Origin of the sequence: Frankia torreyi (assembly GCF_000948395.1) — a bacterium.
Taxonomy (GTDB): Bacteria; Actinomycetota; Actinomycetes; order Frankiales; family Frankiaceae; genus Frankia; species Frankia torreyi.
The window spans coordinates 1-24,637 of sequence record NZ_JYFN01000057.1 but is presented as its reverse complement, the minus strand read 5'-3'; the positions used below and the strand labels follow the sequence as shown (position 1 = coordinate 24,637).

Annotated in this window: 23 protein-coding genes and 3 pseudogenes; 16 read left to right on the top strand and 10 right to left on the bottom strand. The window is 71.4% G+C overall.

Features of this window, described 5'->3' with window-relative positions; genetic code table 11:
• Positions 1–133 precede the first annotated feature (133 nt).
• A complete protein-coding gene (locus FF36_RS25095) occupies positions 134–697 on the top strand; it encodes a metallophosphoesterase family protein (RefSeq protein ID WP_044887634.1) in 564 nt (187 codons plus the stop codon).
• A 16-nt stretch (positions 698–713) separates the two neighbouring features.
• Entirely contained in the window at positions 714–1,310 is a 597-nt protein-coding gene (locus tag FF36_RS25090; protein WP_044887633.1) for a dihydrofolate reductase family protein, read from the top strand.
• Here the strand turns inward: FF36_RS25090 and FF36_RS35575 are convergent.
• Positions 1,307–2,968: a DMT family transporter gene (locus FF36_RS35575; protein ID WP_157866987.1), complete on the bottom strand. Its 1,662-nt coding sequence runs from the start codon at positions 2,966–2,968 to the stop codon at positions 1,307–1,309. The genes FF36_RS25090 and FF36_RS35575 overlap by 4 nt on opposite strands.
• A 338-nt stretch (positions 2,969–3,306) precedes the next feature.
• Between FF36_RS35575 and FF36_RS25080 the strand changes: the two genes are divergently transcribed.
• The 3 genes and pseudogenes from FF36_RS25080 to FF36_RS38970 all read left to right on the top strand — a co-directional run.
• Positions 3,307–4,152, top strand: coding sequence for an enoyl-CoA hydratase-related protein (locus tag FF36_RS25080; RefSeq protein WP_044887632.1), 846 nt, complete (start codon positions 3,307–3,309; stop codon positions 4,150–4,152).
• Between the two features lie 217 nt (positions 4,153–4,369).
• Positions 4,370–5,158, top strand: coding sequence for an SDR family NAD(P)-dependent oxidoreductase (locus FF36_RS25075; RefSeq protein ID WP_044887631.1), 789 nt, complete (start codon positions 4,370–4,372; stop codon positions 5,156–5,158).
• 496 nt (positions 5,159–5,654) lie between these two features.
• A pseudogene (locus tag FF36_RS38970) lies at positions 5,655–6,707 on the top strand (glycoside hydrolase family 3 protein); the annotation flags it as partial.
• Positions 6,708–7,316: 609 nt separating this feature from the next.
• On the opposite strand, the gene FF36_RS25065 reads toward FF36_RS38970, so the two are convergent.
• The gene (locus FF36_RS25065) at positions 7,317–8,126 is read right to left on the bottom strand and encodes an SAM-dependent methyltransferase (protein WP_236705542.1); all 810 of its coding nucleotides are present in this window, start codon (positions 8,124–8,126) and stop codon (positions 7,317–7,319) included.
• Positions 8,127–8,434: 308 nt separating this feature from the next.
• On the bottom strand, positions 8,435–8,785 hold the full coding sequence (locus FF36_RS25060; protein WP_277912990.1) for a MarR family winged helix-turn-helix transcriptional regulator: 351 nt from the start codon (positions 8,783–8,785) through the stop codon (positions 8,435–8,437).
• Positions 8,786–9,031: 246 nt separating this feature from the next.
• On the opposite strand from FF36_RS25060, the gene FF36_RS25055 reads away from it, so the two are divergent.
• Positions 9,032–9,943, top strand: a complete 912-nt coding sequence (locus FF36_RS25055) for an LLM class flavin-dependent oxidoreductase (RefSeq protein ID WP_052681407.1) — start codon at positions 9,032–9,034, stop codon at positions 9,941–9,943.
• A gap of 87 nt (positions 9,944–10,030) precedes the next feature.
• Here the strand turns inward: FF36_RS25055 and FF36_RS25050 are convergent, their stop codons facing one another.
• The 3 genes from FF36_RS25050 to FF36_RS31755 all read right to left on the bottom strand — a co-directional run bounded on the left by FF36_RS25050 (position 10,031) and on the right by FF36_RS31755 (position 12,221).
• The gene (locus tag FF36_RS25050) at positions 10,031–10,396 is read right to left on the bottom strand and encodes a hypothetical protein (RefSeq protein WP_128423385.1); all 366 of its coding nucleotides are present in this window, start codon (positions 10,394–10,396) and stop codon (positions 10,031–10,033) included.
• A 296-nt stretch (positions 10,397–10,692) separates the two neighbouring features.
• Complete coding sequence (locus FF36_RS25045) at positions 10,693–11,637, bottom strand: HEAT repeat domain-containing protein (RefSeq protein ID WP_128423384.1); 945 nt, start codon at positions 11,635–11,637, stop codon at positions 10,693–10,695.
• Complete coding sequence (locus tag FF36_RS31755) at positions 11,634–12,221, bottom strand: TetR/AcrR family transcriptional regulator (protein ID WP_161849188.1); 588 nt, start codon at positions 12,219–12,221, stop codon at positions 11,634–11,636. The genes FF36_RS25045 and FF36_RS31755 overlap by 4 nt, the downstream gene beginning before the upstream one ends.
• 195 nt (positions 12,222–12,416) lie before the next feature.
• Between FF36_RS31755 and FF36_RS25035 the strand changes: the two genes are divergently transcribed.
• Entirely contained in the window at positions 12,417–13,784 is a 1,368-nt protein-coding gene (locus FF36_RS25035) for a phosphotransferase family protein (protein WP_044887627.1), read from the top strand.
• Positions 13,785–13,881: 97 nt separating this feature from the next.
• Here FF36_RS25035 and FF36_RS34485 read toward each other — a convergent pair whose 3' ends face one another.
• The 3 genes from FF36_RS34485 to FF36_RS25020 form a co-directional block, all read right to left on the bottom strand.
• Complete coding sequence (locus FF36_RS34485) at positions 13,882–15,198, bottom strand: effector-associated domain EAD1-containing protein (RefSeq protein ID WP_128423628.1); 1,317 nt, start codon at positions 15,196–15,198, stop codon at positions 13,882–13,884.
• 517 nt (positions 15,199–15,715) lie between these two features.
• The gene (locus tag FF36_RS31745; RefSeq protein WP_052681404.1) at positions 15,716–16,936 is read right to left on the bottom strand and encodes a GDSL-type esterase/lipase family protein; all 1,221 of its coding nucleotides are present in this window, start codon (positions 16,934–16,936) and stop codon (positions 15,716–15,718) included.
• A 373-nt stretch (positions 16,937–17,309) separates the two neighbouring features.
• Entirely contained in the window at positions 17,310–17,549 is a 240-nt protein-coding gene (locus FF36_RS25020; protein ID WP_082122200.1) for a VOC family protein, read from the bottom strand.
• 56 nt (positions 17,550–17,605) lie between these two features.
• Between FF36_RS25020 and FF36_RS25015 the strand changes: the two genes are divergently transcribed.
• The 3 genes and pseudogenes from FF36_RS25015 (at position 17,606) to FF36_RS25005 (ending at position 18,965) form a co-directional block, all read left to right on the top strand.
• Positions 17,606–18,292: a TetR/AcrR family transcriptional regulator gene (locus tag FF36_RS25015; protein ID WP_044887626.1), complete on the top strand. Its 687-nt coding sequence runs from the start codon at positions 17,606–17,608 to the stop codon at positions 18,290–18,292.
• Positions 18,292–18,582, top strand: a pseudogene (locus tag FF36_RS25010) (class I SAM-dependent methyltransferase); the annotation flags it as partial. The gene FF36_RS25015 and the pseudogene FF36_RS25010, both read left to right, overlap by 1 nt.
• Positions 18,583–18,662: 80 nt before the next feature.
• Positions 18,663–18,965: a type II toxin-antitoxin system PemK/MazF family toxin gene (locus FF36_RS25005; RefSeq protein ID WP_044887625.1), complete on the top strand. Its 303-nt coding sequence runs from the start codon at positions 18,663–18,665 to the stop codon at positions 18,963–18,965.
• 73 nt (positions 18,966–19,038) lie between these two features.
• On the opposite strand, the gene FF36_RS25000 is transcribed toward FF36_RS25005, so the two are convergent.
• Entirely contained in the window at positions 19,039–19,404 is a 366-nt protein-coding gene (locus FF36_RS25000; protein WP_044887624.1) for a DsrE family protein, read from the bottom strand.
• Between the two features lie 96 nt (positions 19,405–19,500).
• Between FF36_RS25000 and FF36_RS24995 the strand changes: the two genes are divergently transcribed.
• The 6 genes and pseudogenes from FF36_RS24995 to FF36_RS24975 all read left to right on the top strand — a co-directional run.
• Positions 19,501–20,163 carry a TetR/AcrR family transcriptional regulator gene (locus FF36_RS24995; RefSeq protein ID WP_044887648.1) on the top strand — a complete coding sequence of 221 codons (663 nt, stop codon included), beginning with the start codon at positions 19,501–19,503 and terminating at the stop codon, positions 20,161–20,163.
• Positions 20,164–20,356: 193 nt separating this feature from the next.
• A complete protein-coding gene (locus FF36_RS24990; RefSeq protein WP_044887623.1) occupies positions 20,357–20,971 on the top strand; it encodes a class I SAM-dependent methyltransferase in 615 nt (204 codons plus the stop codon).
• 818 nt (positions 20,972–21,789) lie between these two features.
• Positions 21,790–22,271 (top strand): annotated as a pseudogene (locus FF36_RS38965) (MFS transporter); the annotation flags it as partial.
• A 1-nt stretch (position 22,272) separates the two neighbouring features.
• Positions 22,273–23,289 (top strand): MFS transporter (locus tag FF36_RS24985; protein ID WP_242422830.1); only part of this gene is annotated, 1,017 nt, incomplete at its 5' end.
• A gap of 1 nt (position 23,290) precedes the next feature.
• Positions 23,291–23,779 (top strand): universal stress protein, encoded by a 489-nt coding sequence (locus FF36_RS24980; protein WP_044887621.1) that lies wholly within the window; start codon positions 23,291–23,293, stop codon positions 23,777–23,779.
• Positions 23,780–24,079: 300 nt separating this feature from the next.
• The coding region (locus FF36_RS24975) for a TCP-1/cpn60 chaperonin family protein (RefSeq protein WP_277912989.1) at positions 24,080–24,637 on the top strand (558 nt) is incomplete at its 3' end.

Here is a 24,637-nt window from a genome sequence, read left to right as displayed (position 1 = left end):
CAGGCTCCGACGCCGCGACGGGCCGGTCCCGCCGGTCACGGCCGCACGCCCCATCCGGTCACCCGGTCTCCAGCCGGTCGCCCGCCCGCGGGGTCACCCGGCCGGCTCCGACGCCGCATCGGATACTGGCCGGATGCGGCTGGTCATGCTGTCCGACACGCATCTTCCGGCGCGGGCACGCGCACTGCCCGCCGAGATCTGGACCGCGATCGCGGAGGCGGACGTGGTGCTGCACGCCGGCGACTGGATCAGCCGGGACGCCGTCGACGAGCTCGCGGCGCGGGCGGGACGGCTGATCGGCTGCTACGGCAACAACGACGGCCCGGACGTCCGCGCGGTCCTGCCGGAGGTCGCCCGGGCCACGCTCGGCGGCCTGCGCTTCGTGGTCGTCCACGAGACCGGCCCGGCCCGGGGACGGGAACGTCGGATGGCCGCCGCCTACCCCGAGGCCGACGTGCTGGTCTTCGGTCATTCGCACGTGCCGTGGGACTCGACGGTCGCGCGCGCTGCCGGGCCGGCGAGCGCGGCCGGCCCGGCAGCGCGGACGCCCTCGGCGGCGCCGAGCACGCTGCGCCTGCTCAATCCCGGCTCCCCCACCGACCGTCGCCGCCAGCCCGCGGCCACATACCTGACCGCGGTGGTCGCCCGCGGTCGCCCCGACGACGTCGTCCTGCACCCGCTGCCGACGGCCGGGTGAACCGAGGGAGCGCATGATGGGCAGGTTGATCTACTCGGTGATCACGTCGCTCGACGGCTACGTGGTCGACGCCGACGGACGCTTCGACTGGGCGGTACCCGACGAGGAGGTGCACGCCTTCGTCAACGATCTGGAGCGGACGATCGGCACCTACCTGTACGGGCGCCGCCTGTACGAGGTGATGGCGGCCTGGGAGGCGATGCCCACCGACACCCGCCCTACCGACACCCGCCCCACCGACGGCGATCGGCGTCCCGTCATGCTGGACTACGCGCGGATCTGGCAGGCGGCCGACAAGGTGGTGTACTCGACGACTCTCGACGGCGCGTCCACGTCGCGGACCCGGATCGAGCGGCGGTTCGACCCGGACGTGGTCCGCCGGCTGGTCGCGTCGGCCGACGGCGACGTCTCCATCGGCGGGCCCACCCTCGCCGGCCACGCCATCCGGGCCGGCCTGGTCGACGACTTTCACCTGTTCCTCACGCCGGTTGTGGTCGGCGGGGGCGTGCGCGCGCTGCCGGACGGCGTCCGGGTCCGGCTGGAGCTGCTCGGGGAGCGCCGGTTCGCCAGCGGCGTGGTGCACCTGCACCACCGTGCCACCAGCACCCTCTAGCGACGCGCTCCCTGCAGACGATGACGCGACCGGCCGGGGCTCAGGCCACCGGCGTCGGCGGCGAGGATCCGGCGGGTGGCGCGACGCAGCCGGTCGGCCTGCCGCCGCAGTTCCTCAGCCCTCGCGTCGAGCTCGCGCCGCGCCGCGATCAGGCCCTCCGGCGGCACCGCATCGCCGCCGAGCGCGTCCCGCGGCCGCCCCGGCACGGGCATAGGCACGGAAACGGGCACGGAAACGGGCACGCTCGAACCGGACGGGAGCGCGCCCGGCCCGGCGGCGGCCGCGGTCGCTTCGGTCGGAAGTCCGCTGCCGCGGGCCGGCCCGTCGGCGTCCGCCCAGCCCGTCGGAACCGCGGCACCCGGCATCGGCGAGTGGGCATCGGCGCTCACGGTCCGGCCGTCGAGATCCGTCAGGACGGCGCCGGCGCCGGCCCAGGCAACGCCGGCGCCGGCCAGATCGGCGGCACCGGCGGCATCGGTGGCATCGGCGGCACCGGCGGCGCGCGGCATCGGGCGCCGCCGGTGGGACTCGGGGCTCACGGCCCGGACCGCGGCGACCGCCCGCGCCGGCCGTCGCGGCCGTAGCTGTTCCTCGAAGCGGTCCCGTTCGTCGGCGAGGCTCGCGAGCTCCTCGCCGATGCGGTCCAGGTCGCGCTGTAGTCGCCGGCGCAGGCGTCGTACCGCCGGGCCGCTCGTTCCAGCCTGCCGGCTGCGCCGCAGATCGTGGCGCAGCCGCTCCAGGTCGTGGTGCACCTGCTCCTCCAGCCGGGACAACCGGCCCTGCGCCTGCCGCGCCGCGAGCCGCGAGAGCTGACCGGTGATCAACGGCGAGCGCGCCAGCGCCCGGACGCCGACCGTCATCACGATCAGGCCGAGCAGCTCGCCGGCGATCGCAAGCGGGGTCAGCCGCAGCCCGCCCCCGAGCAGCCCCACACCGATGGCGACGCCGGCGAGCGGCTCGACGCTGACCGACGCCGGCAGCGACGCGGGCAGCGGGGCCATCTCGTAGGCGCTCTGCGCGAGCAACGCACTGATCACTGCCACGGCCGCGACCGCCCAGGGCAGCCAGGACCGGGCCAGGGCGTTGACGCCGTCGGCGGTCAGCAGGTGGCCGGCGGCACTGACGAGCGCAGCCTGCAGCGCGGAGAGCAGGCCCGCGGCGCCGGCCAGCAGCGGCGCGCGCCGCACGGCCGCGAGCCCCCGCGTCCCCCAGACCGCGCCGAACACAATCAGCCCGACGAGGACTCCCGTCAGGACCCAGCCGCCGGAGGTCGCGGTCTCGGAATCGCCCGCGTCCGGGTTGCCGGCGAACACGAACAGGGCGAGCCCGACGGCGGTCGCGGCGGCGGCCAACCAGTCCCGCCGCGGCACCACGCGGCGCGCGAGCAACGCGGCGAGCGGCAGGGCGAACAGGAGCTGGCAGATCTGCAGGGGTTCGACGAGCGCGACGGCGCCGTGGGTCAGCGCGGCCCCGGCCAGCAGGCTACCCAGGGCGCCGATGGCGACGCCGAAGTCCCACAGCGGCCGGCGGACCAGCCACAGCAGCAGCCGCAGCCGCAGAACGTCACCGGGTGGCGCACGGAAGGCCACCCGCTGCTGGATGACGGCGGCCACCCCGAAGCACACGGCGGCTCCCAGGCCGAGCAGATAGGTCGCCACTCCTCCTCGATCCCGCCGTGGTCCCGTCGCGCCCGTCGGCGACGGTCCGTCCGTCGCCTCGTGGCGCCGGCCCCCGGCGTGTGCCCGGCCGCATCGGCGGCCGGTTCCCCACAGGGTGTCATGCCGGTGGCCAGATGGCNGTCAGCGGTCGTTCATCCGTCCCCGTTCGGGCGCCGCAGGCGCTACATCTCACACTGGACGCCGACCGCGACCGCTTCGCGGGCACCCCGGGACAGCGCGCACGCGAACATCGCGGGCGGTATGAAGGGACGGCAGCCCGATGTGACCGGAGCGACAACGCGACCGAGTCACAGAGAAGCGACAGAGACAGGTGGACGATGCCGGTGGACACCCGGACGACCCTCGAGCATGACGATGCCCCGGTCCGGTACGACGTGACCGACCAGGTCGCGACGATCACCTTCGACCGTCCGGACAAGCTGAACGCGCTGACCGTGGCGATGGGCGACCGGCTGTTCGCGCTGCTGCGGCGGGCCGACGCCGACCCCCGGGTCCGGGCCGTGGTGATCACCGGGGCGGGGCGGGCGTTCTCCGCCGGCGCGGACCTCGCCATGCTGGCACACACGCCGGTCGAGGGTCGGGATTCGTTGATCGTCTCGCCGGAGAACGGCCCCGCGATGATCCGCTCGCTGCGCCTTCCGGTGATCGCGGCGATCAACGGTCCGGCGGCCGGGCTGGCGTTCGCGGTCAGCCTGGCGGCCGACGTCCGGTTCGTCGCCGTGGACGCGAAGCTGTCGCTGCCGTTCTCCCGGCTGGGCCTGTACTCGGAGTACGGGTCGGCCTGGCTGCTGCCCCGGTTGATCGGTGCCGGCGCCGCCGCGGACCTGCTGCTGTCCGGCCGCGTCTTCCTCGGCGCCGAGGCGGGCGAGCTGGGCCTCGCCCAGCGGGTCCTGCCCGCCGCCGAGGTGCTGCCAGCCGCCCTGGACTACGCCCGCGACCTGGCCCTGAACTGTTCACCGGACTCGCTGGCGATGATCCGCAGCATGATCGACGACGCCGCCGTCTCGCCCCTGGCGGCGCACTACGCGGCGACCGTGCCGGTGATGCGCGCCGGCCTGCGCGCGTTCGACTTCGACGAGGGCGTCGCCGCCCGTCGGGAGAAGCGCGCCCCGCAGTTCCACGAACGCGTCCCCGGCGACACGGACCGTCCCGCCTCGGCCTGACGGCACCCGACGCGGGCGGCGTCAGCCACCTCCACGCACCGCCAAGATCATCGCCGCCGCCCGCGCTACCGGATCACCTCGGTCCCCCACCCGCACCGCTACCCCGGCGGCCGCCGGGGGGTGACGGGCGCCCCGCGTCGGGGCATCGACCAGACTGGAGACGTCTGGGTACAAGCCGATGCATTGCGACATCAAACCGGCGCGAGGAGGCGTTGCGATGAGCGAGCGGGCAGCGAGCGAGCAGACGGGGAGCGAGCAGACGGGGACGGCCGTGGTGACCGGCGGCGGGACGGGGATCGGCCGGGCGATCGCGCGGGCGCTGGCCGAACGCGGCGACCGGGTCGTCATCGTCGGGCGCCGCCCCGATCGGTTGGAATCCGCGGCCAAGGACATCAACGCCGAGGTCGGCGGGCCGCCCGTCCTGCCCTTCGCCGCCGACGTCACCGATCCCGACCAGGTCGAACGCCTCGCCGGGTTCGTGACCGGCGAGTTCGGCACCCTGGATGTGCTGGTCAACAACGCGGGCGGCACCCACCCCGCGCCGGTGACCTCGCTGCGCGACCTCGCGGCAAGGCACACGACCCTCTACCTGCAGAACGTCGTCAGCGCCCTGCTGGTCACGCAGGCGCTCGGCCCCGCGATCCGGCGGCCGGGCGGGCGCATCATCATGATCAGCTCCAGGTCGGCGCGCAGCGCCGGCGGCGACCCTGGCTACGCCGCCACCAAGGCGGCGCTCAACCGGATCGTCGTCGGCCTCGCCAACGACTACGGCCCCGACGGGGTGACGGTCAACGCGGTCGCCCCCGGTTATGTGCCGGACACCGAGCTGTACTCCGGGGCGATCCCGGCCGAGTGGCACGAACGGATCGTCGCGGGCATCTCGGTGGGCCGCGGCGGGGCGCCCGCCGAGATAGCCACCGTGGTGCGCGACCTCGCCGCGCCGGGTTCGTCGTTCGTCAACGGCACCGTCATCGAGGTCGACGGCGGCCTGCGCCCGAGTACCTGAGCCAGCCCGAGTACCTGAGCCAGCCCGAGTACCTGAGCCAGCCCGAGTACCCCAGTACCTGAGCCACCACGTCGGGTCGGCCCGCGCAGGGCGGGCCCACGGCCGTCCTCGTTCACCCAAATGATCAGGAAGGCGGTCGATCACTCATCGATGGGATGAGCCCCGGTGCTCCGCCGGACGCGAGGCCCGCTCTGTGCTGAGCGGATCTGTGGTGACCCGATCTGTGGTGAGCGGACGGCAGCGCCGGCCGCCGCGGGCCGTCATCGCGCTGCTGGCCTGCCTCCTGCTGGTCGCCGGCTGCCTCGGGCGGAGTCCGGAGCGGGCCGGCGGAGACGGCGCCCGCGGCGCCACGCCCCCGACCCGGGACGCACTCGCCGCGGCCGTCGGGGCCGCGCAGCCGACCTCGTCCCCCGCGCCCTCCGCAACGGCGAGCCCCTCCCCGGGGCCGACGGTCGACGATGCGGAGACGGCGTGGGTGGAGTCGACGCTCGCGCGGATGACGCCCGAACAGCGGATCGGCCAGTTGCTCATGGGCTACGTGTTCGGGACGTCGGCGGATGACCGCGCGCCGAGCGCGCTGGCCGGCAACCGGACGGTCGCGGGCACGGACACGGCCGCCGCCGCCGTGCGCGATCTCGGCCTCGGCGGCGTCGTCCTGTTCGACGCCGGGGGCACCGGGCCGGGCGCGTTACCTGACAACGTCGTCGCCCCCGGCCAGGTCCTCGGCCTCACCGCCGGGCTGCAGGGCGCCGCGGCCATCCCCCTGCTCGTCGCCGCCGACCAGGAGCAGGGACCGGTGATGCGGATCCGCGACGGGGTGACCCTGCTGCCCGACGCGATGGCGCAGGGCGCGAGCGGCCGTGTCGAGGACGCCCGCGACGCCGCCCGGGTGACCGGCACGGACCTGCGCGCGCTCGGGATCAACGTCGACTTCGCCCCCGACGCGGACGTCAACACCAACCCGGCCAACCCGGTGATCGGCGAGCGGTCGTTCGGCGACGACCCGGCCGCGGTCGCCCGCCTCACCGCCGCGGCCGTGAGCGGGTTCGCCTCGGCGGGGGTGGCCGCCGCCCCGAAGCACTTCCCCGGGCATGGCTCGACATCGGTCGACAGCCACCTCGACCTGCCGGTGGTCGCGTCGTCCCGCGAGCGGCTCGACGCCGTCGACCTGGCGCCGTTCCGGGCCGCCGTCGCCGCCGGGGCGCCGATGGTGATGGTCGGGCATCTGCTCGCCACCGCGTTGGACGGCGAGTCCCCGGCGTCGCTGTCCCCGGCGGTGGTGACCTCGCTGCTGCGCCGGGAGCTCGGCTTCGACGGCGTGGTCGTGACCGACGCGCTGAACATGGCGGCGATCACCAAGCGGTACTCGCCCGGCGAGGCCGCCGTGCGCGCCGTGCTCGCCGGCGACGACCTGCTGCTGATGCCACCGCGGCTGGTCGAGGCCCGCGACGGCCTGCTCGCCGCGCTGCGCGGCGGCCGGATCCCGGCCAGCCGCATCGACGACTCGGCGCGGCGCGTGCTACGTCTGAAGTGGCGCCTCGCGCATGCCNCCCCGGCTCCGGCCGGCGACGGACCCGCCGTGGCCGCCCGGGTCGCGTCCCGGTCCGTCACCCTCCTGACGCAGGACTGCGGGATCCTCCCCCTGCGCGCGGGCGCCCCGGTCACGGTCGCCGGCTCGTCCACCGCGGCCGCCCGTCTGCGCGCGGCCCTGGCCGCCCGGGGAGTCGTCGCCCCGGCACCCGGCGCCGCCGGCGGGACCGCCGCGACGCCCCCCGGCACCACCGGCGGATCCGCCGCCACGGGGCCCGGCAGCGCCGGCGGATCCGCCCCGGTGACGATCGTCCTCGCGGGAGGCGCCGGGCCGCCCGCCCGCACCGACCCCGGCACGGTCGTCGTCTCCACCGCCACGCCCTACCACCCGCCGACCGCCGCCGCCGCGTGGCTGGCCGTCTACTCCACCGATCCGGCCTCCATCGCGGCCCTGGCCGCCGTGCTCACCGGCACCGCCCCGCCGCGCGGCCGCCTTCCTGTCACCGCGACCGCCCCCTCGGGTCGTCCCCTCCCCCGCGGCTCCGGCCTCACCACGCTGCGCCCCTGCTGACCCCCGCGCCCCGAGCCGGGCCGGGCGTGGGCGGCGGGGCTGCCGGCGGCAGGCGGGCTAGTGCTTACGGCCGATGGCCCCGTAGGCGCTGACCTGCGCGTCGGTCAGGTCGGCCGGCACGGCGGCGTCGGGCCGCCAGCGGTGCACGGAGACCAGCCCCGGGTCGAGCAGTTCCAGCCCGGCGAACAGCGCCTCGACCTCGGCCCGGGTCCGGGGCCGCAACGGGATGCCACGCGCGCGGTAGGCCTTGGCGCCGGCCTCGATCGTCGGGTCGTGGTCGGGAGTGAGATGGGACAGGACGAGGTAGCTGCCGGCCGGCAGGGCGTCGACGAACCGGCGGACGATGCCGCCCGGGTCGTCGGAGTCGGGCAGGAAGTGGCCCACCGCGAGCAGCGACAGCGCCACCGGCCGGGACAGGTCGAGGGTGTCCGTGACCTCCGGGGCGGTCAGGATCCGCCTGACGTCCCGCACGTCGGCGTCGAGGTAGGCGGTCCGCCCCGCCGGGGTGCCGGTGAGCAGCGCGCGGGCGTGGGTGAGCACGATCGGATCGTTGTCCACATAGACGACCCGCGCGCCCTCGACGGCCTGTTGGGCGATCTCGTGCAGGTTCGGGCTGGTCGGGATCCCCGTGCCGATGTCGAGGAACTGGTCGATGCCGGCCTCGCCGGCCAGGTGGCGCACCGCCCGGGCCATGAACGCCCGGTTGGCACGGGCGGCGATGCTCGCGTTCGGCGCGACAGCCCGGGCCTGCTCGGCGGCCTCCCGATCGGCGGGGAAGTTGTCCTTCCCGCCCAGGTAGTAGTCGTACATCCGAGCCGGGTGAGGCAGGTCCACCCGCAGGTCCACCGGCTTCGGGTCGTCGGCCATGGACCGCCACCACGGCGTCTCCTCCGAGCCCTCGGACCCGTGCGGATCCGTGCCGATCTCCGTGTTCACCACTGCCCTCCACTGCCCTCCACTGCGCTGATCCGCCCCGATCGGCGCCAACGGCCACGGGTGCCCATGCCGACAATAGGAGAGGTTCGTCCCCGGTTCCCGGCGCCCCCGTCCCTCGAGCCGGCCACCCTCAGGAATCGACAGGGCAACAGGAATTGACGGCGCAACGCGATGCCGTCGAATTCCCGCCTGGTAGGGGTCAGCAGTTCCGTCGCCAGCCGGCCGGCTGCGCCGCGGCGCTACGAGACGAGGGCGCCGAAGACGTCGGGGACGGCCTCATCGAGCACGATGCCGGTGGCGATGCGGGTGAGGTGGGCTCGGTCGGCCGCCGGGACCTCGACGACGAGGTCGGCCAGCCGCTGGCTGACCTCGTCGTAGAAGGCGTCGGTGAGCCGCTTGCCGTCCGGGGTGAGGGAGACGGTGATGGCGCGCCGGTCGGTCGCCGACATGGCGCGACGCAGGTAGCCGCGGCGCTCCACCCGCTCGACCAGGCCGGTGACGCTGGACTTGTCCAGCCGCAGCATCACACTGATCTCGCCCATGCCGCGGGACTGGTCCTTGAGCACACACATCAGTTGGGCCTGCGGCACGGACAACCCGTGACCGGCGCAGACGTCGGCGTAGATCGAGTTGACCAGGTAGGACAGCCGCACCAGGGCCACCGGTGTCGTGAACGTCGCGCCCACCGNGGATCTCCCCTCGCGTCGCCGTGCAGACACTGTACCGCCGGCAGTTTGCATTGCCGACCTTATTGATTAGTGATACATACTATACGTGCTACAAACAAAAATGATCGCGATGCGAGCTCGACACCACCCCGTCTGGGGGAATGGACAGTGAGCGGCCTGGACGGGTCCCGACTGGTGTTCGGCGCCGGCGGTGCGGTGAGCGGGCTGTCCGCGTCGCAGACCCTGGACCTCGCCCAGAGCGCCGACGAGCTCGGCTACGACCTGTTCAGCCTGAGCGACCACCTGCACGGTCACAGCCGGACCGTCGAGCCGCTGGCCGCCCTGAGCTGGCTGGCCGGCCAGACCCGCCGCATCGAGCTGGCCACGAACGTCCTCGCGCTGCCCTACCGGCCGCCGGCGGTGGTCGCGAAGACAGCCGAGACGCTGGACCGGCTCTCCGGCGGCCGGTTCGTCCTCGGCCTGGGCGGGGGCGGATATGACGAGGAGTTCCGTGCCTTCGGACTGACCGAACGGACCCCCGGACAGAAGATCACCGGCCAGCGCGAGGCCATCGGGATCATCCGCGGGCTCTGGTCGAGCGAGTCGACCACCGTGCACGGCCGCGAGTTCTCCGTCGACGGCGCCCGCATCGAGCCTCGACCCGACCATCCGATCCCGATCTGGCTCGGATCGTACGGGCCGCGGGCGCTCGCGCTGACCGGTGAGCTCGCCGACGGCTGGCTGCCGTCCGTGGGCCGGATCGGCCTCGAGGGCGCCCGCCGAATGCGCGAGTCCGTGCTGGCGGCCGCCCGCGACGCAGGCCGCGATCCCGCCGCGATCACCTGCGCCTGCAATGTGATCGTGCGCGTCGGGCCGCCGCCGCAGCCGGGCTCGGGCGCGGTGACCGGCGGCGTCCAGGAGGTGATCGACCAGCTCCTGCAGATCGTGGCGGTCGGCTTCACCGCCCTGCTGCTGGCCATCCCGACCGTCGCCGAACAGGAGGTCGTGGCCCACGAGATCATCCCGGCCGTCCGCGCCGAGGTCGCCTCCCGCGGCCTACCGCCCACCCACGTCGGCTGACAACCAGCCGGTCGTCATGGCGCCCAACCCTTCGCGCTCGGGTTGGGCGCAGACGGACGGAATCGCGAGATGCCCATTGCCGAAGAACTAGCATCGCATGTCGTGGTCGCTGTTTGCCGTCGCGGTCAAGGCGAGGCCGCGGATACCCGGGTCGGACCTGTCGGCCTCGCCGGATTCACTCCGAAACGACACGTGCAGAAGCGTGGCGGTGCCTTCGATGGGCCTGGAGAAGCACAGGCCGGCCATGGCGAGTTGATGAGGGTCGTTCGGGGAACCGTCGGCGACCCACTGTTTCCAGCCGGCCGCGCGCAGAGCGTCGTGGTAGAAGTTCGTCACCTCGTCGGCCGTGCCGGGGAAGCGGTAGACACGCTCCGCGTGTGAGCTGCCGGAACTCGCATCGCAGCCGGAGCCCTGCTCTCGCAGACTCGCGGCAGCCGGACGCAGCTCGAGCACGGCGAGGTCGTCCAGCCTTCCGGCGAGCCGCGCGCTCCTGTCCGTACACCCGACCTCCGGTGATGAAGCGAAGAGCCCCGAGCAACCAGCCGCCGAGAACACGCCCAGCAGCGCACAGGCAGTGATCATAACTGTTGTGGTTCGGCCGCGAAACCTCGTCATCACAAAATATCAGTGTAAGCAGCATCCAGCCGGGCAGTACGGTCGGGCAACTACGCGAGGTTCACCCCTCGGACCGTTGCGCGGCCGGCCGCTGGGCGGCCGTACAACCCACGGGTACGGTGCCCACGATGACGTCAGCTATCAATCTCCTCGATTGTCCCAGGAAATTCCCTCACTCGCATTCCGTCCACCACGTGGCCGCGCATCCGCTGGAGCTCGGCGTCGGCAGGAATACCGACAGATCGCAGACCCTCGGGCGTGGTCTGGTGCAGGAAGGATCGGATCCACTCGAGCTCGGCACTGTCGCGCCGTCGCCAGTTCTTCGCGACTGCGGCGCAGGCGCGTTCGAATGCCTCCGGGTGGAGCTCCGCGTGCCGCGCGAGGTAGGTCAACTCCAGATCGATCATGGGCGAGTGCGGATCGGAGCCACGTACCACATCTTTCTCGAGCCGCGCGAGCACGGCGTCGACGGCACGGCTGTCGCCGACCACCGCAAGGGCCTTCAGCGCCGCTTCGCGGGTGGCCGGATCTCGCCGCCGCAGACTCCCCATCAGCCGATCGGTGCAGGAACCGTCCCCCCGCAACGCGAGTACAGTCAATCCGGCCGTTCTCAGATCACGATCCCCGTACTCCGTCAGGTCGGCGACTGCCCGCACCGCCTCCTCGCCCAGCTGTTCCCGGCCGTAGAGCAAAGTAGAAAGACAGCGGTACCTTGCATAGGATCCTATGGCCGGGAGCGCACGCAGCAGAGCTGCCTCGCCCTCCGCGCCCGAGAGGACCAGGAGCCGTGCGGCGGCCGAGGCGAGGTCGGCATGGCGCACCTTCACGAGTTCGACCAACAGGTCACTCGGCGCCTGCAGGCACGACGATGCGGCCATCGCGTCGAGAATGACGACCCTGCGGGTGTCCGACTGTTCATCGGCGAGCCATTTCCCCAGAAGCTCGCACGCTGCGGGCTCCCGGCCCGCGGCGGCCTTTCCCACCTGCCTGGCGAGTCGGTCGAACTCCGCGTCTGTGAGTCGAGCCGAGTAACGCCGTTCGAAGGCAAGGATTGACCGCCCCGCACCACCAACCGTCATAGGCCGGGCTCCGGGGCGAGGATCCCGTGGAGCAGGACGTGCACGATGTCGTCGGCGCTCACGGCGTCTCCGCGCAGCCGGGCGGTCGACCACATCAGCTCCTGCAGAAGTCTCCGCAGGTCGATGGCCGCGAACCGCGGGGAGACGCGCCCGGCGGCGAGGGCCGCCTCAATGGACCGATCCCAGAGCTCGTCATGGGCGACCGCGTTGTCGCGGACCCGGGTGAGCAGCGGCGACTGGGCGACATACGCCCGGTCGCGGTAGTAGATCCGCGCGGCGTCCCGGTGGTGGACGAAGTTGTCGAGCGTCGCCCGGATCATCGCCTCAAGCCGGTCGGCAGGCTCCAGCGGGGCGTCGAGGATGGCGTCGTAGAGGCCGGTGATGTGCGCGTCGCTGCGGGTCAGAATGGCGGCGACGAGTTCGTCCTTCGACGCGAAGTGATGGTAGAGACTGGCGGCCTGTATGCCACAGGCATCGGCGATGACGCGCATCGTCGTGGCCTCGATGCCTCGCTCGGCGAACAGGCGGGCGCTCTCCCGCAGCACCACGTCGCGCTTGTTCACCCGGCCCGCTACCTGGCTCACCTCCGGGCCCGCCCGGGGTACGTGGCCGGCAGGAGGCACCTTTCCGCTCCGGCTAGCAGCCTAACAATCGTTAGGCTACTGTCGTCGGCGAGCCGCCGGCGCGTGCCGGGCGCGCATGTCAGGAGACCGACGCGACTGCCCGTGCGAGGGTGAGGGGAGCCGCGCCGAGGACTGCTGGACACCGGAGGGACGATCATGGCTGCATCGGATGCCCGCGACACGGAGTTAAAGGACGACGGCCGCGTCATCGCCTGGCTGGAGTCCCTGCTCGGCGGCCAGGTCGTGTCGTGGGAGCGGCAGCCGAGATGGCGGCCCATGTGGTTCGTCGACATCGACCGCGGCGGCGCCACCGAACGCGTCGTCGTGCGTGGCGAACGGTCCGACACGTCTCTGATCTTCCCTCTCGAACACGAGATGCTGTTCCAGCGACTTCTCGACGAGCACGGTATCCCGGTCCCGCACGTGCACGGCTGGTGCGACGAACCGCGGTCGTACGCGATGGCCGCCGTCCCCGGCCGACCCGACTTCGCCGACACGACCACCGAGCAGCGCCGCGTGGTGGTCGACGAGTACCTGCAGGCCCTGGCGCGGATGCACCAGCTCCCGGTCGAGCCGTTCAAGGCCGCCGGGGTCATCTCCGGAACGTCGCCGAACGACTCCGCGATGATCGGAGTACGCCGGTTCGAGCAGCACTACCGATCGAGCAAGGTGCGCCCCGACCCGCTGATGGAGTTCGTCCTCGGCTGGCTGCGCCGCCACCCGCTGCCTGCCTCCGACCGCGAGGCCCCCATCGTCTGGGACTCCGGGCAGTTCCACCACGCCGACGGCCACCTCGTGGCCCTCGTCGACGTCGAAATCGGCCACATCGGCGACCCGATGATGGACCTCGCCGCCTGGCGGATGCGCGACACCGTCATCCCCTACGGCGAGTTCACCACGCTGTACGACCGGTACGCCGAGCTGACCAGCCGGCCCGTCGACCTCGCCGCCATCCAGTGGCACCACCTGTTCTTCACCCTCACCAACCAGCTGTCCTTCCACAACCCGCTGGCCCGCCCGACCCTGGACACCGACTACATGACCTACGCCCAGTGGGTCAGCGAGACGAACCTGCACGCCGTCGAGACCCTGGCCGAATACCTGGGCATCGACCTCGAACCCGTCGAGATCCCCGAGCCGGTGTCCTCGCCCGTCTCCACCCCGCACCAGCACCTGTCCCGCTCGCTGCGCTCGATCTCCGTCGAGGATCCGTACGTCACCTACCAGATCCGCATCGCCTTCCGCCTGGCCCGCCACCTCGAACGCGCCGACCAGATCGGCGCGGCCGTCACCGAAGCCGACCGGGAGGACCTCGCCCGGCTCACCGGCCACGCGCCGAAGAACTGGGACGAGTGCGAGACGGCGCTGGAGAACTTCGTCCTCGCCGACGAGGGACGCCACGACGCCGAACTCGTCGTCCTGTTCCACCGGCGCTGGCAGCGCTACAAGGCCCTGATGGGCCCCGCCGGCTCCGCCATGGCCGCCCACCACACGATGCAGCCCTTCGGCCGCTGGCTGGGCTGAACTCATGATGGGTCGGGCGCCCAGCCGCGATGCGCTACGCACCCACACACAGACCGAGTGACGGGTCATGACAGTTCGCCACCCAGGCGTGCGGCGGCTATTCCAGGGCGTGCAGGCGGATGGTCGCGTCACCGCTGGCGCTGGCCAGAAAACGTCCCCGCGGGTCGAACGCCACCGTCCAGATTGCGTCGTCGTGCGTGATGTGCGCCGTGTCGAACCCCCGCGGGTTCTTCCGGTCGTCAAGATCCCAGAGCCGCACTGTGCGGTCGGCGCCGGCGCTGGCAAGGATCTTTCCGTCACGGGAGAACGCCAGCGCCCGCACGGTGTCGTCGTGTCCGGGCAGCGGCTGGCCGAGCGGGCGGGGTTGCGCAGGACGGGTGACGTCCCACAGTCGCACCGAATGGTCCTGCCCTGCGGTCGCCAGGATGGTCCCGTTCGGCGAGAACGCCACCGCGAACAGCGGATTGTCCGGGTCGGCCAGTGGCTGGCGCGGATCCCAGAGTGGCCGAGGAGTGCTCGGGTCGGCGAGGCTCCACAGCTCGACGGCTCCATCCGCTCCCCCGCTGGCCATGATCGGCCGGCCCGGAGTGAAAGCAACCGAGGTCACCGCCGCGCTGTGCGTGGTCAGGGGTCGACCGAGCGCATGAGCGGTCTCCGGGTGGCGCACGTCCCACAGCCGCACGCTGTGATCGTCGCTGCCGCTGACCAGCGTCGTGCCGTCCGGAGAGAACGCGACCGAGAACACCGACTCCGAATGCCCGTGAAGCGTCGGGCCGAGCGGGCGAGCACCACGCACCGGCGCCGCCCAAACTGCCGCGTTCTGCACGTCGGGAAGGTCGGCGGCCTGCCCGGAGCCACCCTGTCTGGTCAGGGCCACAGCGCCAACGGTCGCCCCCAGGGCCACCACGGGCCCCGCCATCAGAAGAACGCCACGCCGCGTCGGCCGGCCGCGGCCGTGCGACGCGCTCGTCGAGCCGGCTCGCACCGCCTCCGGGGAGAACAGCCGGCCGGGGAACGGCACCGGCCCGGAGACCCCGTCGACATTCGCCGGGGCGGCTGTCTGCGCGCCGTCGGGAGGATCGTCCGCATGACCGGACGCCGGCCGCGTGGCGGCGGCGTCGGCTGCCGGTTCACCGTCGGCGCCGGCTTCGGCATCGCGGGCCTTGGCAGCTATGGCGGCGAAGACCTTGTTGGCGGGGTAGACCCGGCTGGCGGCGAGGAGGATCTGGCGCCGTCCGTCAACGACTGCCCCGCAGCCAAGGCGCACGTTGATCTCACGCCAATAGTCCAGCGGACGCTGCGAGGTCCACACCGGTTGCTGCGACCGCTCCAACCCGGCCTGCTCGAGCAGGGACCTGGCGTTTTCCGGAAGGTGGAAAGCACGCGCGAGCTCCCGCACCTCCTGTTCAGTCAACCTGTCCGTCACCATTCCCCCGAGACCAGGCCGTCACGTGGAACGCCCGCGACGGTGGATGCCGCGCACCATCGCCCCTCCCGGACGGACCATGCCCGCCGATCGTACGCGGTCGGAAGATAGGGAAACGACACCTGGCAGCGGGGTTGTCATGCTGCTTTCCCACGAATGTCGTCATCCCTATCCGGACGACATGAGCGACGGGCCGTCCGGATCGCCTCGGCTGGCGGGGCTCGCCGTCGACGCCGAACCGTGGAGCGGGCCCAGGGCGTCGTCATCGGACAACCATCACGTTAGGGATCTTGAAGGGGCCCTGCCGACCGTCTCCAGGCTGATCTTCGCCGGCCTTCCCGGGCCAGCCACTGGCACGGCTCTCGGGCTACCCGTCTCGGATGTCGAGGGGTCGACGGACGCCAGTCCGGTGCGGACGTCCCGGCCGCCGGCGACGTCGCGCCGACACGATCTGGTCCACGGAACTCACTCGAACCATGATTCGATCAGGGTTGGCACGAACGATTTAGAAGGTCGGGACCACCGGGGGCGGGCGGAGCGGCGCGCCGGCGCTGGCACCCACGACGGCGGCTATCGCGCGCTGGCCGTCCGCGAGAGGGTGGCCGCGCAGGTTGCCGCCGTTGCGGCCGAGGTCGTAGATCCACGGATCGCGGCTGCACAGCTCGTGGCCGTTCAGCGCGTCCGCCACGGAGACGTAGGTGGCTTCGCCGGTGGTCGCGGCGACCCGAAGGCGGCCGTCGAGGTAGTCCTGCACCTGGTTCAGATGGGTCAGCTCGGTGGGCGTCAGCCACCCGCAGCGCGTCGTGTCCGCGATGAGCCGCGGAAAGAGCCGCGGATAGCCGACCACGACGACGCGGGCCTGCGGCGCGGCCTTATGGATGGCGGGAATCACCTCCTGCTGAACACGGGCGGCCACGTCGTCGATCTTGCGCTCCTCCTTCTCCGGCTGCTGTACGCACTGCCACACGAAGCAGGTCTCCAGCGTGGAGCTGAATCCGAGGTCGTTTCCACCGATGGTCACGGTCACCACGCCCACCGGCTTATCCCGGTTGATCTTCTCGAGCCGGGACACCTGGGAGGTGGAGTCGAGTCCGCCCGGGTGCTGGCCGCGGAACAGGACATCGTCGATCTCGGCCCCCGAGCAGGCGAGATGACCATTCCCGGCGATGCTGCCGGAGCCGTCGACGCCGAGCAGACGGGGCCACGCCTGCGGGCTGCGGTGGCAGTCATCCTTCGTGGTCGCGGTGCCGTCGTCGAACGGTGGGTTGCCCTCGCCAGAGGAATAGGAGTCGCCGAGGGCGACATAGGTCGTAGGAGCGTGCGTGTCGGTCGCCCAGACGGCGACATGGCCAGGCGCGTACAGGACGAGATTGCCGTCGTTCTGAAGCTCCAGCTGCCCGCCGCGGTGGTCGTCCGTACCCGTACTCCAGATGGCCCGGTGGCCCGGCGCGTAGACGACGAGATTGCCGTCCGGCTGCATCTCCAGCGTGGAGCCGGTATTTCCATCGGTTTCGGTCGACCATCTGGCGACGTGCCCGCGGCCAAACAGGACGGCATTTCCGTCGTCCTGCATCGTGAGTTCCCAGACGCCGTCCGGCGAATGAATGCTCTGCCTCGGCCACAGCGTCTCGCTGCCGGCCAGCGCCGTGGGCGCGGCCGTGGCAGCCGTCGTGGACAGACAGCTGAGCCCCGCCGCCACGGCAGCGACGAGGGCGTACCGGCGCATTCGGCCATGCCGGCGTGTTCTCGCGCTTCTCACGCTTTCCCCCGGCTCCCAGCGGACCCGGCACAGAGTCCGTTGCGGGAAGAATGATAGCAGGCGAGCCAGATCACCCGAAAGGCCGGGTAATACCCGGCGTCCAAGCGGGAAAATCCTGGTCCCTACGGCGTTCGGCCGGGTAGCACGGCGGAATGCTCCAGCCCGAACCGTTCGAATCCCGTGAAGCCGGTCTGGTCGAGCGATCCGGGGCGCACAGCCGCACCATGATCGGTTGCGCGCCGGCGGGGACTGCATACGGAGTGAGCAGTGCGGGCGGTGCGGGCGCAGGCGCGGTCACCGAGTGCTCGTCGAGGGACCGCGCACCGCGCGGTCGGACCGGTCAGAAGGTGGGGGTCGGGGTGGGAAGGACGGTGGCGAGGGCGGCGGCGCGCTTGGGGTCGTGCCGAAGCGCGATCTGGGTCGTGCCGTCCGGGGCCTTGAGGGCGACGCCACGGAGCTCACCGTCCTCGGTGAACTCGATCGCCACCTCCAGCCCGAGCACCCGTAGGTACCACTCGCTGCTGGCGCGGACGTCGCTGATCGGGATCTTCACGTGGTGGATCGGTGCGAGGTCGGGCATGATCCCTCCTTTAGCTAGAGCCGACTCTAGCGAGTTACTGGAGTAGTCTCTAGCGAGTGAGTGATCCCGTCAAGGACAGGCCGAGTCGGGTCAAGAACAGGCCGAGTCGGGCCGAGAAGACCAGGCTGACCAGGCGACGGATCATCGCCGCGGCGGCGGACCTGTTCCTCGACCAGGGCTACGGCGCGACGACGCTCGACCAGGTCGCGGCGCGCGCGGGCGTCGCCGTGCAGACCGTCTACTTCCACTTCGGGAACAAGGCGACGCTGCTCAAGGAAGCGCTCGACGTGGCCGCCGTCGGCGACGACGAGCCGGTCGCGCTACTTGACCGGCCGTGGCTCGAGGAGCTGACCGCCGAGCCCGACCCAGTCCGTGTGATCGAGCTCTGGACGAACGGCAGCCGCGAGATCATGGGGCGGGTGGCGCCGCTGCTCGCCGTAGTTCGCGGCACCGTCGGCACCGATCCGGACCTCGCGGCGCAGTGGGGCGTGAACGAGGGCCAGCGCCGCGTCGCGTTCCGCGCTCTCGCCGACCTGCTCGCCGACCGCGCGGCCCTCCGCCCGGGGCTCACCGTCGAGGACGCCGCCGATCTGGCCTTCCTGATCACCAGCGCCGAGAACTACATCGTCGCCACGGGTACCCTCGGCTGGTCGCCGGAACGCTGGCAGAGCGCCACGGTCACGCTGCTCGTCTGGGAGCTGCTCGGCGCAACGGCCGCCCAGGCCCCCGATAAGGAGTCGTGATGGGCTTCTATGACGACCAGGTGCTGCCCCGCATCGTCGATCTCGTCCTCGGCCGGCCGGTGGCGCAGGCCAGGGCGCGCGTCACGGCCGGGCTGTCCGGCGAGATCCTGGAGATCGGCTTCGGGTCGGGACGCAACATCGCGCACCTTCCAGCGACAGTCACCCGCCTGCTCGCGGTCGAGCCCGCCGCCGTCGGACGCACACTCGCCGCACCCCGCATCGCCGCCGCACCCGTCACGGTCGAGTTCGTCGGCGACGACGGCCAGGCACTGCACCTTCCGGACGCGTCGGCAGGAACGCAACGCCGCCCTAGGGGTCACCGCCGAGTACCTGAACGGCGAGTTCGCCCGACTCGAGGAACTGCGGCGCCGTGCGGCAGGGTGAGGTGTGGGCGCGGGCCGACGCTCCCGCGCACGCGCTGATCGTGTCCGCCGACCTGTACAACAACGCCAACACCGGCCGAGTCGTGGTCTGCCCCGTCGTGCCGGGTGAGCCGCTGCCGTTCGACAACCACGCCGCCGACGTCGGGATCACGGTTCCCGTCTCGGGCACGGTGCTGCCCGAGCTCGTGGCCTGGATGCCGACCTCAGGCCTGTCGCACCGGCTCGGCGCCGTCCCGCCCGAAGCCTGGCAACGCGCCGACCAGGTCCTGCGCCGCCTCCTCGGTCACTGACGCAGGCCAGGCCGCGCCAGTCTCCGCCGCCGACTACCCACAGGGCGATGAGGTGGCCGTCGCGGCCGACGGCTCAGTAGCTGAAGGTCGTCGCGCCGTCGTCGCCGATCCAGTTCCACATCGGGACCGTGCCGTTCAGCTCCGCGCCCTCGATCAGCACGCTGGCGTCGATCTTGCGGGCGTCGACGCAGATCGGGCACACGAAGTAGCGGCCACCGGCGATCCGGTAGCGCTCGACAAGCGACTCCAGCGGTGGGCAGCCAGCACACCCCTCACCCTTCGCGTCGCCGGGCAGGGCGAGCCGGACCGCCTCCTGGGTCAGGAACATGAGCGTCTCCTTGCCGGTCTCCGCGGCGCCGACCGCCACGAGAAACGCGACGGTGACCTTCTCCAGGTCCTCGAGACCCGTGGTCAGGCTGATAACCGCCTTGCTCGCCATCGGCGAACCCTCCTTCAGGAAGAGTCAGAACGAACGTTCGTGTTTACTAGATTAGAGTACGAACGATCGTCTTGCACGTCAACTAGGATGTGGGTCATGGCGGAGAGGGCAGCGCACACACGCCAGCGGCGAGCCGACGGGGAGCGCACCCGCGCCGCGATCCTCGACGCGGCGATGCGGCTGTCGACCGTCGACGGCCTCGAGGGCCTGAGCATCGGCAACCTCGCCAAGGACCTGGGCATGAGCAAGGGCGGCGTCTACGCCCACTTCGACTCCAAGCAGGACCTGCAGCTCGCCACCGTCGACGCGGCCGGCGCCGTCTTCCAGTCGGAGGTCATCGCGCCGGCGGTGGTGGCCGACCCGGGGGTGCCGCAGCTGCTCGCGTTCTGCGACGCCTTCTTCGATCATCTCGAACGGCGGGTCTTCCCCGGCGGGTGCTTCTTCGCGGGCGCCGCGCTGGAGATGGGGACGCACCGCGGACCGGTACAGGAGAAGGTCGCCGAGTTCCACTCCGGATTCGTCCAGCTCATCCGCGACTTCGTGCGAACGGCGATCGGACTTCGGCAACTGCCGCTCGACGAGGACCCGGCGGGGCTCGCCCTGGAGCTCAACGGCACGCTCCTGGCCACCGACGCGAGCTTCGTGATGTACGACGATCCCTCGGTACTGGACCTGGGCCGCCGCGTGGTGCGCCGTCGCCTGGGCCTCACCGAGGCGAGACGAAACGAATCACCAGAGGAAGCCAGTAATCCGCAGTAAGTATTCGGTGACGAGTACCGCATCGCCGCCCGACTACTTCCCCAGAAGATCACCTTGACCACACAAGGCCAGCTCACGGGTCGAAACCCGGCTTCTTACGATCGACCCGGCGGGAGCTGCGAGGTCCGGCATGATCCCTCCTACCGGCACTGCTCGGCGCAACGGCCGCCCAGGCCCCCGATAAGGAGTCGTGATGGGCTTCTATGACGACCAGGTGCTGCCCCGCATCGTCGATCTCGTCCTCGGCCGGCCGGTGGAGAAGGCCAGGGCGCGCGTCACGGCCGGGCTGTCCGGCGAGATCCTGGAGATCGGCTTCGGGTCGGGACGCAACATCGCGCACCTTCCGGCGACAGTCACCCGCCTGCTCGCGGTCGAGCCCGCCGCCGCCGGACGCACACTCGCCGCACCCCGCATCGCCGCCGCACCCGTCACGGTCGAGTTCGTCGGCGACGATGGTCAGGCGCTGCACCTTCCGGACGCGTCGGTCGACCACGTCCTGACCACCTGGACACTGTGCACCATCCCCGACACCGAACGGGCACTACGCGAGATCCATCGCGTGCTGCGGCCCGGCGGCACCCTGCACTTCACCGAGCACGGCCGCTCGCCCCGGCCCACCGTCGCCCACTGGCAGGACCGGCTCACACCCATCTGGAGCAGGATCGCCGGAGGCTGCCGCCTCAACCGCCAGATCGACGACCTGGTCGAGAAGTCCGGACTGGCCCTGCAGTCGGCCAGCACCTATCCGATGCGCGGGACGGCCCAACTCGGCTTCGCCTACGAGGGCATCGCGTCGAAACCGACCTGATGCCCCGAGCGCGGGGCTACGGAGGCGCCGCCCGCGGACGCAAAGACAATGGTCGAGACCCCACAATGCAGAACATCAGCCTCGGCGTTCAGCATCCCAGCAATGCCCGGCGCCCCTACCCGGCGGGCCGGGGGTTTGGGGATAGACCCACGACCGGCGCAGGCGGCACCGATCGTGCGGCCAGGTCAACCGCGGTCCGCTGATGTCGGCCGGTGTTCGCGGGACTGCCGGTGTTCGCGGGACTGGTTGTACCGATGGCCGCACTGCACTGGGCAAACTACGACCTGCCCGACGACGCGGTGGTCGCTCCACACCACGGACCACCGTCTCAGTAAGTCACTAAATAACCACCATCCGTGCGCCACGTGCGTGGACTCCGCTCCGGGCGACAACGGCCCGGCTGGCCGGGACCACTCGGTCCGCCGTCACCGCGCTGGCGGATGCACACGGCACCCACCCCGCCCACCAACCGCCCAGCCGGACGACCCCCGTCCCGCCAAGCGACGACACGGCCGAGCGAAGGCCGAGGTCGCAGCCCGATCCTGAGCTGAGACCAGAGCCGGGCCATGGACCGAGGCCCGGACCGACCAGAGCGAGGACCGAAGCCGAGGCCCGGGCCGGCGGCGAGAGGCGAATGCCGGAGGCGCGTCGGGTATTCCTGACAAAGCCAGCCTTTAGCCGATGGTAACGATTCTCACAGTCCGCCCGCCCCTCTGTTCGTCCGGCCGAGGACGAGTAAGGGTATTAGGGGGAAAGTCCCCGTTTTCGCATCCCGATCTTTCCCCTGGATCCCGCACGCCTAAAATCAGAAGGTATTGATGCGTCAAGGTCCTCTTGCTGGCAGATACGCTGCTTCCGCAGCCATGGTGATATTCGCACTTATTCCCTACCTGGCTCTGTCGGCCGCGCTGGAGCCGTTGGCGCCGATCGTCGCCAAGCAACTGCACATGAGCGCGCAGACGATGAGCATCAGCTCGGGCCTGGGCAACGCGGCCTACGCGCTGGGGACGGTGCTCGCCGTCCAGCTGGGTCTGCACCTGCCGCAACGGCGGATGCTGCTCGTCTACGCGGTCGTGCTCGTCGTCGGATCAGTGCTGACGGCGGCGGCGCAGGACGCCGCCATGTTCATCGTCGGCCACCTGTTGCAGGGCCTGGCCACCAGCATGCTGCTGATCGCTGCGGCCCCTGCGCTGGCGATCGGCTACCCGCGCGAGAAGCTGCGCACCACCGTCATGATCATGAATATGGGTATCTTCGGCGCGGTCGCGCTCGGGCCGTTCATCGGTGGTCTGCAGGCTGANGCCAACGCCTGGCGACCGCTGTTCTGGGTCGTCACCGGGGTCTCGGTGCTGGCGCTGCTGCTGGTCGTGCTCACCTTCGAGGACGCACCGCCGGCGAACCCCGACGCCCCGCGCGACCTGCCGGCGATCGCGCTGTCCGCGGTCGGCAGCCTGGCGGCCTTCCTGGGCGCGTCCGAACTGACCAGCCACAGCTTCCTGGACGTCGAGGTGATCGCGCCGCTGCTCGGCGGGCTGGCACTGATCGTCATTCTCGTCGTCTACCAGTACCGGGCCGCGCAGCCGCTGCTGATGGTCCGGGAGATGCTCACCAGCTCGATCCCGGTCGCGGGCGTGGTGATCGCGCTGTTCGCTGCGGCGGCGTCGGTGTCCGCGACGGGACTGACCGCCGCGGTGCTCGCGGAGAAATACGGCCCGGTGCGCGTCGGGCTGCTCTACCTGCCCGAACTCGGCGGCGCGGTGATCGCCGCGATCGCGTTCGGCTTCGTCATCACCCGGCGTTCCGTGCACTACATGCCGCTCGTGGGCATGGTCCTGCTTGCCGCCGGAATCCTGGTCTTCTGGTTCGCGATGCCGGCGAGCCAGCCGCTGGCGCTGGTCGGCTCGGCACTGACCGGGCTCGCCCTCGGCGCCACGGTCGCTCCGGCGTTGTTCGTGGCCGGTTTCTCCCTGCCGTCCGCCAACCTTCAGCGCGTGTTCGCCCTGGTCGAACTGCTACGTGCGGTCGCCGCCTTCATGATCGCACCGATCTTCGCTCATTTCGCGGCCACGGTGACCGGCGATCTCAACGAGGGAACGAACATCGCCCTGTGGATCGGCCTTGGCCTGGCCCTCGTCGGCGGCGCCATCGGCGTCGCGATCTACGCCCTGAGCGGTGCCCGCCCGCAGGCCCCCGACGTCGACACGTTCCTGGGTGCGCTGCGTCCGGCCTGGTACTCTCCCCCGCTGCTGGCCAGAGTCCGCCGAACCCACCTGGATGATCTGGACCTCGCCCTCCCCGTCCCGGAAAGCGTCGACTGACATGACCTCACCCCACACTGACGCCGTGCAGCCCGATGCCCGAGCTGGCCACACCGGCCTGGTGCTGTTCGCGTATGACGGCAGTGACGTCGCCGGCCACGCCATCCAGTACGCCGCAACGCAGCTTCCGCCCGGACGCGAGGCGCTCATCCTGTGCGCCTGGCAGCCGGCCGATGTCGGATTCACCCCGGTCGGCTCGCAGCATTTCGACGCGAACAGTGCCGCCGAGGTCGAGAAGGCCGCGGCCGACATCGCCGCGCACGGTGCCCACCTCGCGGACGCCGCCGGATTCCGCGCCCAGAGCGCCACCGTCCAGGCGGCACCGACCTGGAAGGGCATCGTCGCCACCGCCACCGAGCGCCAGGCGGAGCTCATCGTTGTCGGCGCCCATCGGCACTCCCGGCTGGCCGGCCACCTGCTCGGCAGCGTGGCCAGCTCCGTCGTCGCCCATGCCCCCGGCGCCGTGCTGGTCGTCCACCAGCGCGACTGATCCAGGCCGGTCAGGCCAGGCAGGTCAGGCCAGGCAGGCTTCCCGCAGCCGCGGATCGGCCTCCGCAGGAAGGCCCCACTTCGGGGTGAGATGACGGCGGACCCGGCTCCGACGTGGTGGTGACCTCGTTTTCGGGGGTTCTGCGCGCTATACAGTGGCTGGCACTCAGCGAGGTCGAGTGCCAATCCTCGGTGCGACGGGTGCCTGCAGAAACGGGAGCACCATCCGCGGTGCCGGGCACCCCATCGATGACTGGTACCTCTCCGCGCAGGCTTGCCCCCCTGAGAGGACCCATCACGCATGGCAAAGATGATCGCCTTCGATGAGGAGGCTCGGCGCGGCCTGGAGCGCGGCATGAACCAGCTGGCCGATGCGGTCAAGGTCACGCTCGGTCCGAAGGGTCGCAACGTCGTTCTGGCGAGCAAGTTCGGTCTCCCCACGATCACCAACGACGGGGTGAGCATCGCCAGAGAGATCGAGCTGGAGAACTCCTACGAACGGATCGGTGCGGAGCTCGTCAAGGAAGTCGCGAAGAAGACCAACGACGTCGCGGGTGACGGCACCACGACCGCGACGATCCTGGCTCAGGCGCTGGTGCGGGAGGGTCTGCGCAACGTGGCCGCCGGCGCGAACCCGCTGGGCCTGAAGAAGGGCATCGAGGTCGCGGTCGAGCGGGTCTCCGAGGAGCTGTCGAAGCAGGCCAAGGAGGTCGAGACCAAGGAGCAGATCGCCTCCACCGCCTCGATCTCGGCCGGTGACTCGGCGATCGGTGGTCTGATCGCCGAGGCGCTGGACAAGGTCGGTAAGGAAGGTGTTGTCACCGTCGAGGAGAGCAACACCTTCGGCCTGGAGCTTGAG

Bases quoted from the DNA above. Each gene is read 5' to 3' on its own strand.
- FF36_RS25095 (WP_044887634.1), top strand. From the start codon at position 134: ATGCGGCTGGTCATGCTGTCCGACACGCATCTTCCGGCGCGGGCACGC.
- FF36_RS25090 (WP_044887633.1), top strand. From the start codon at position 714: ATGGGCAGGTTGATCTACTCGGTGATCACGTCGCTCGACGGCTACGTG.
- FF36_RS25080 (WP_044887632.1), top strand. From the start codon at position 3,307: ATGCCGGTGGACACCCGGACGACCCTCGAGCATGACGATGCCCCGGTC.
- FF36_RS25075 (WP_044887631.1), top strand. From the start codon at position 4,370: ATGAGCGAGCGGGCAGCGAGCGAGCAGACGGGGAGCGAGCAGACGGGG.
- FF36_RS25065 (WP_236705542.1), bottom strand. From the start codon at position 8,126: ATGGCCGACGACCCGAAGCCGGTGGACCTGCGGGTGGACCTGCCTCAC.
- FF36_RS25045 (WP_128423384.1), bottom strand. From the start codon at position 11,637: ATGACGGTTGGTGGTGCGGGGCGGTCAATCCTTGCCTTCGAACGGCGT.
- FF36_RS25035 (WP_044887627.1), top strand. From the start codon at position 12,417: ATGGCTGCATCGGATGCCCGCGACACGGAGTTAAAGGACGACGGCCGC.
- FF36_RS31745 (WP_052681404.1), bottom strand. From the start codon at position 16,936: ATGCGCCGGTACGCCCTCGTCGCTGCCGTGGCGGCGGGGCTCAGCTGT.
- FF36_RS25020 (WP_082122200.1), bottom strand. From the start codon at position 17,549: ATGCCCGACCTCGCACCGATCCACCACGTGAAGATCCCGATCAGCGAC.
- FF36_RS25000 (WP_044887624.1), bottom strand. From the start codon at position 19,404: ATGGCGAGCAAGGCGGTTATCAGCCTGACCACGGGTCTCGAGGACCTG.
- FF36_RS24995 (WP_044887648.1), top strand. From the start codon at position 19,501: ATGGCGGAGAGGGCAGCGCACACACGCCAGCGGCGAGCCGACGGGGAG.
- FF36_RS24990 (WP_044887623.1), top strand. From the start codon at position 20,357: ATGGGCTTCTATGACGACCAGGTGCTGCCCCGCATCGTCGATCTCGTC.
- FF36_RS24980 (WP_044887621.1), top strand. From the start codon at position 23,291: ATGACCTCACCCCACACTGACGCCGTGCAGCCCGATGCCCGAGCTGGC.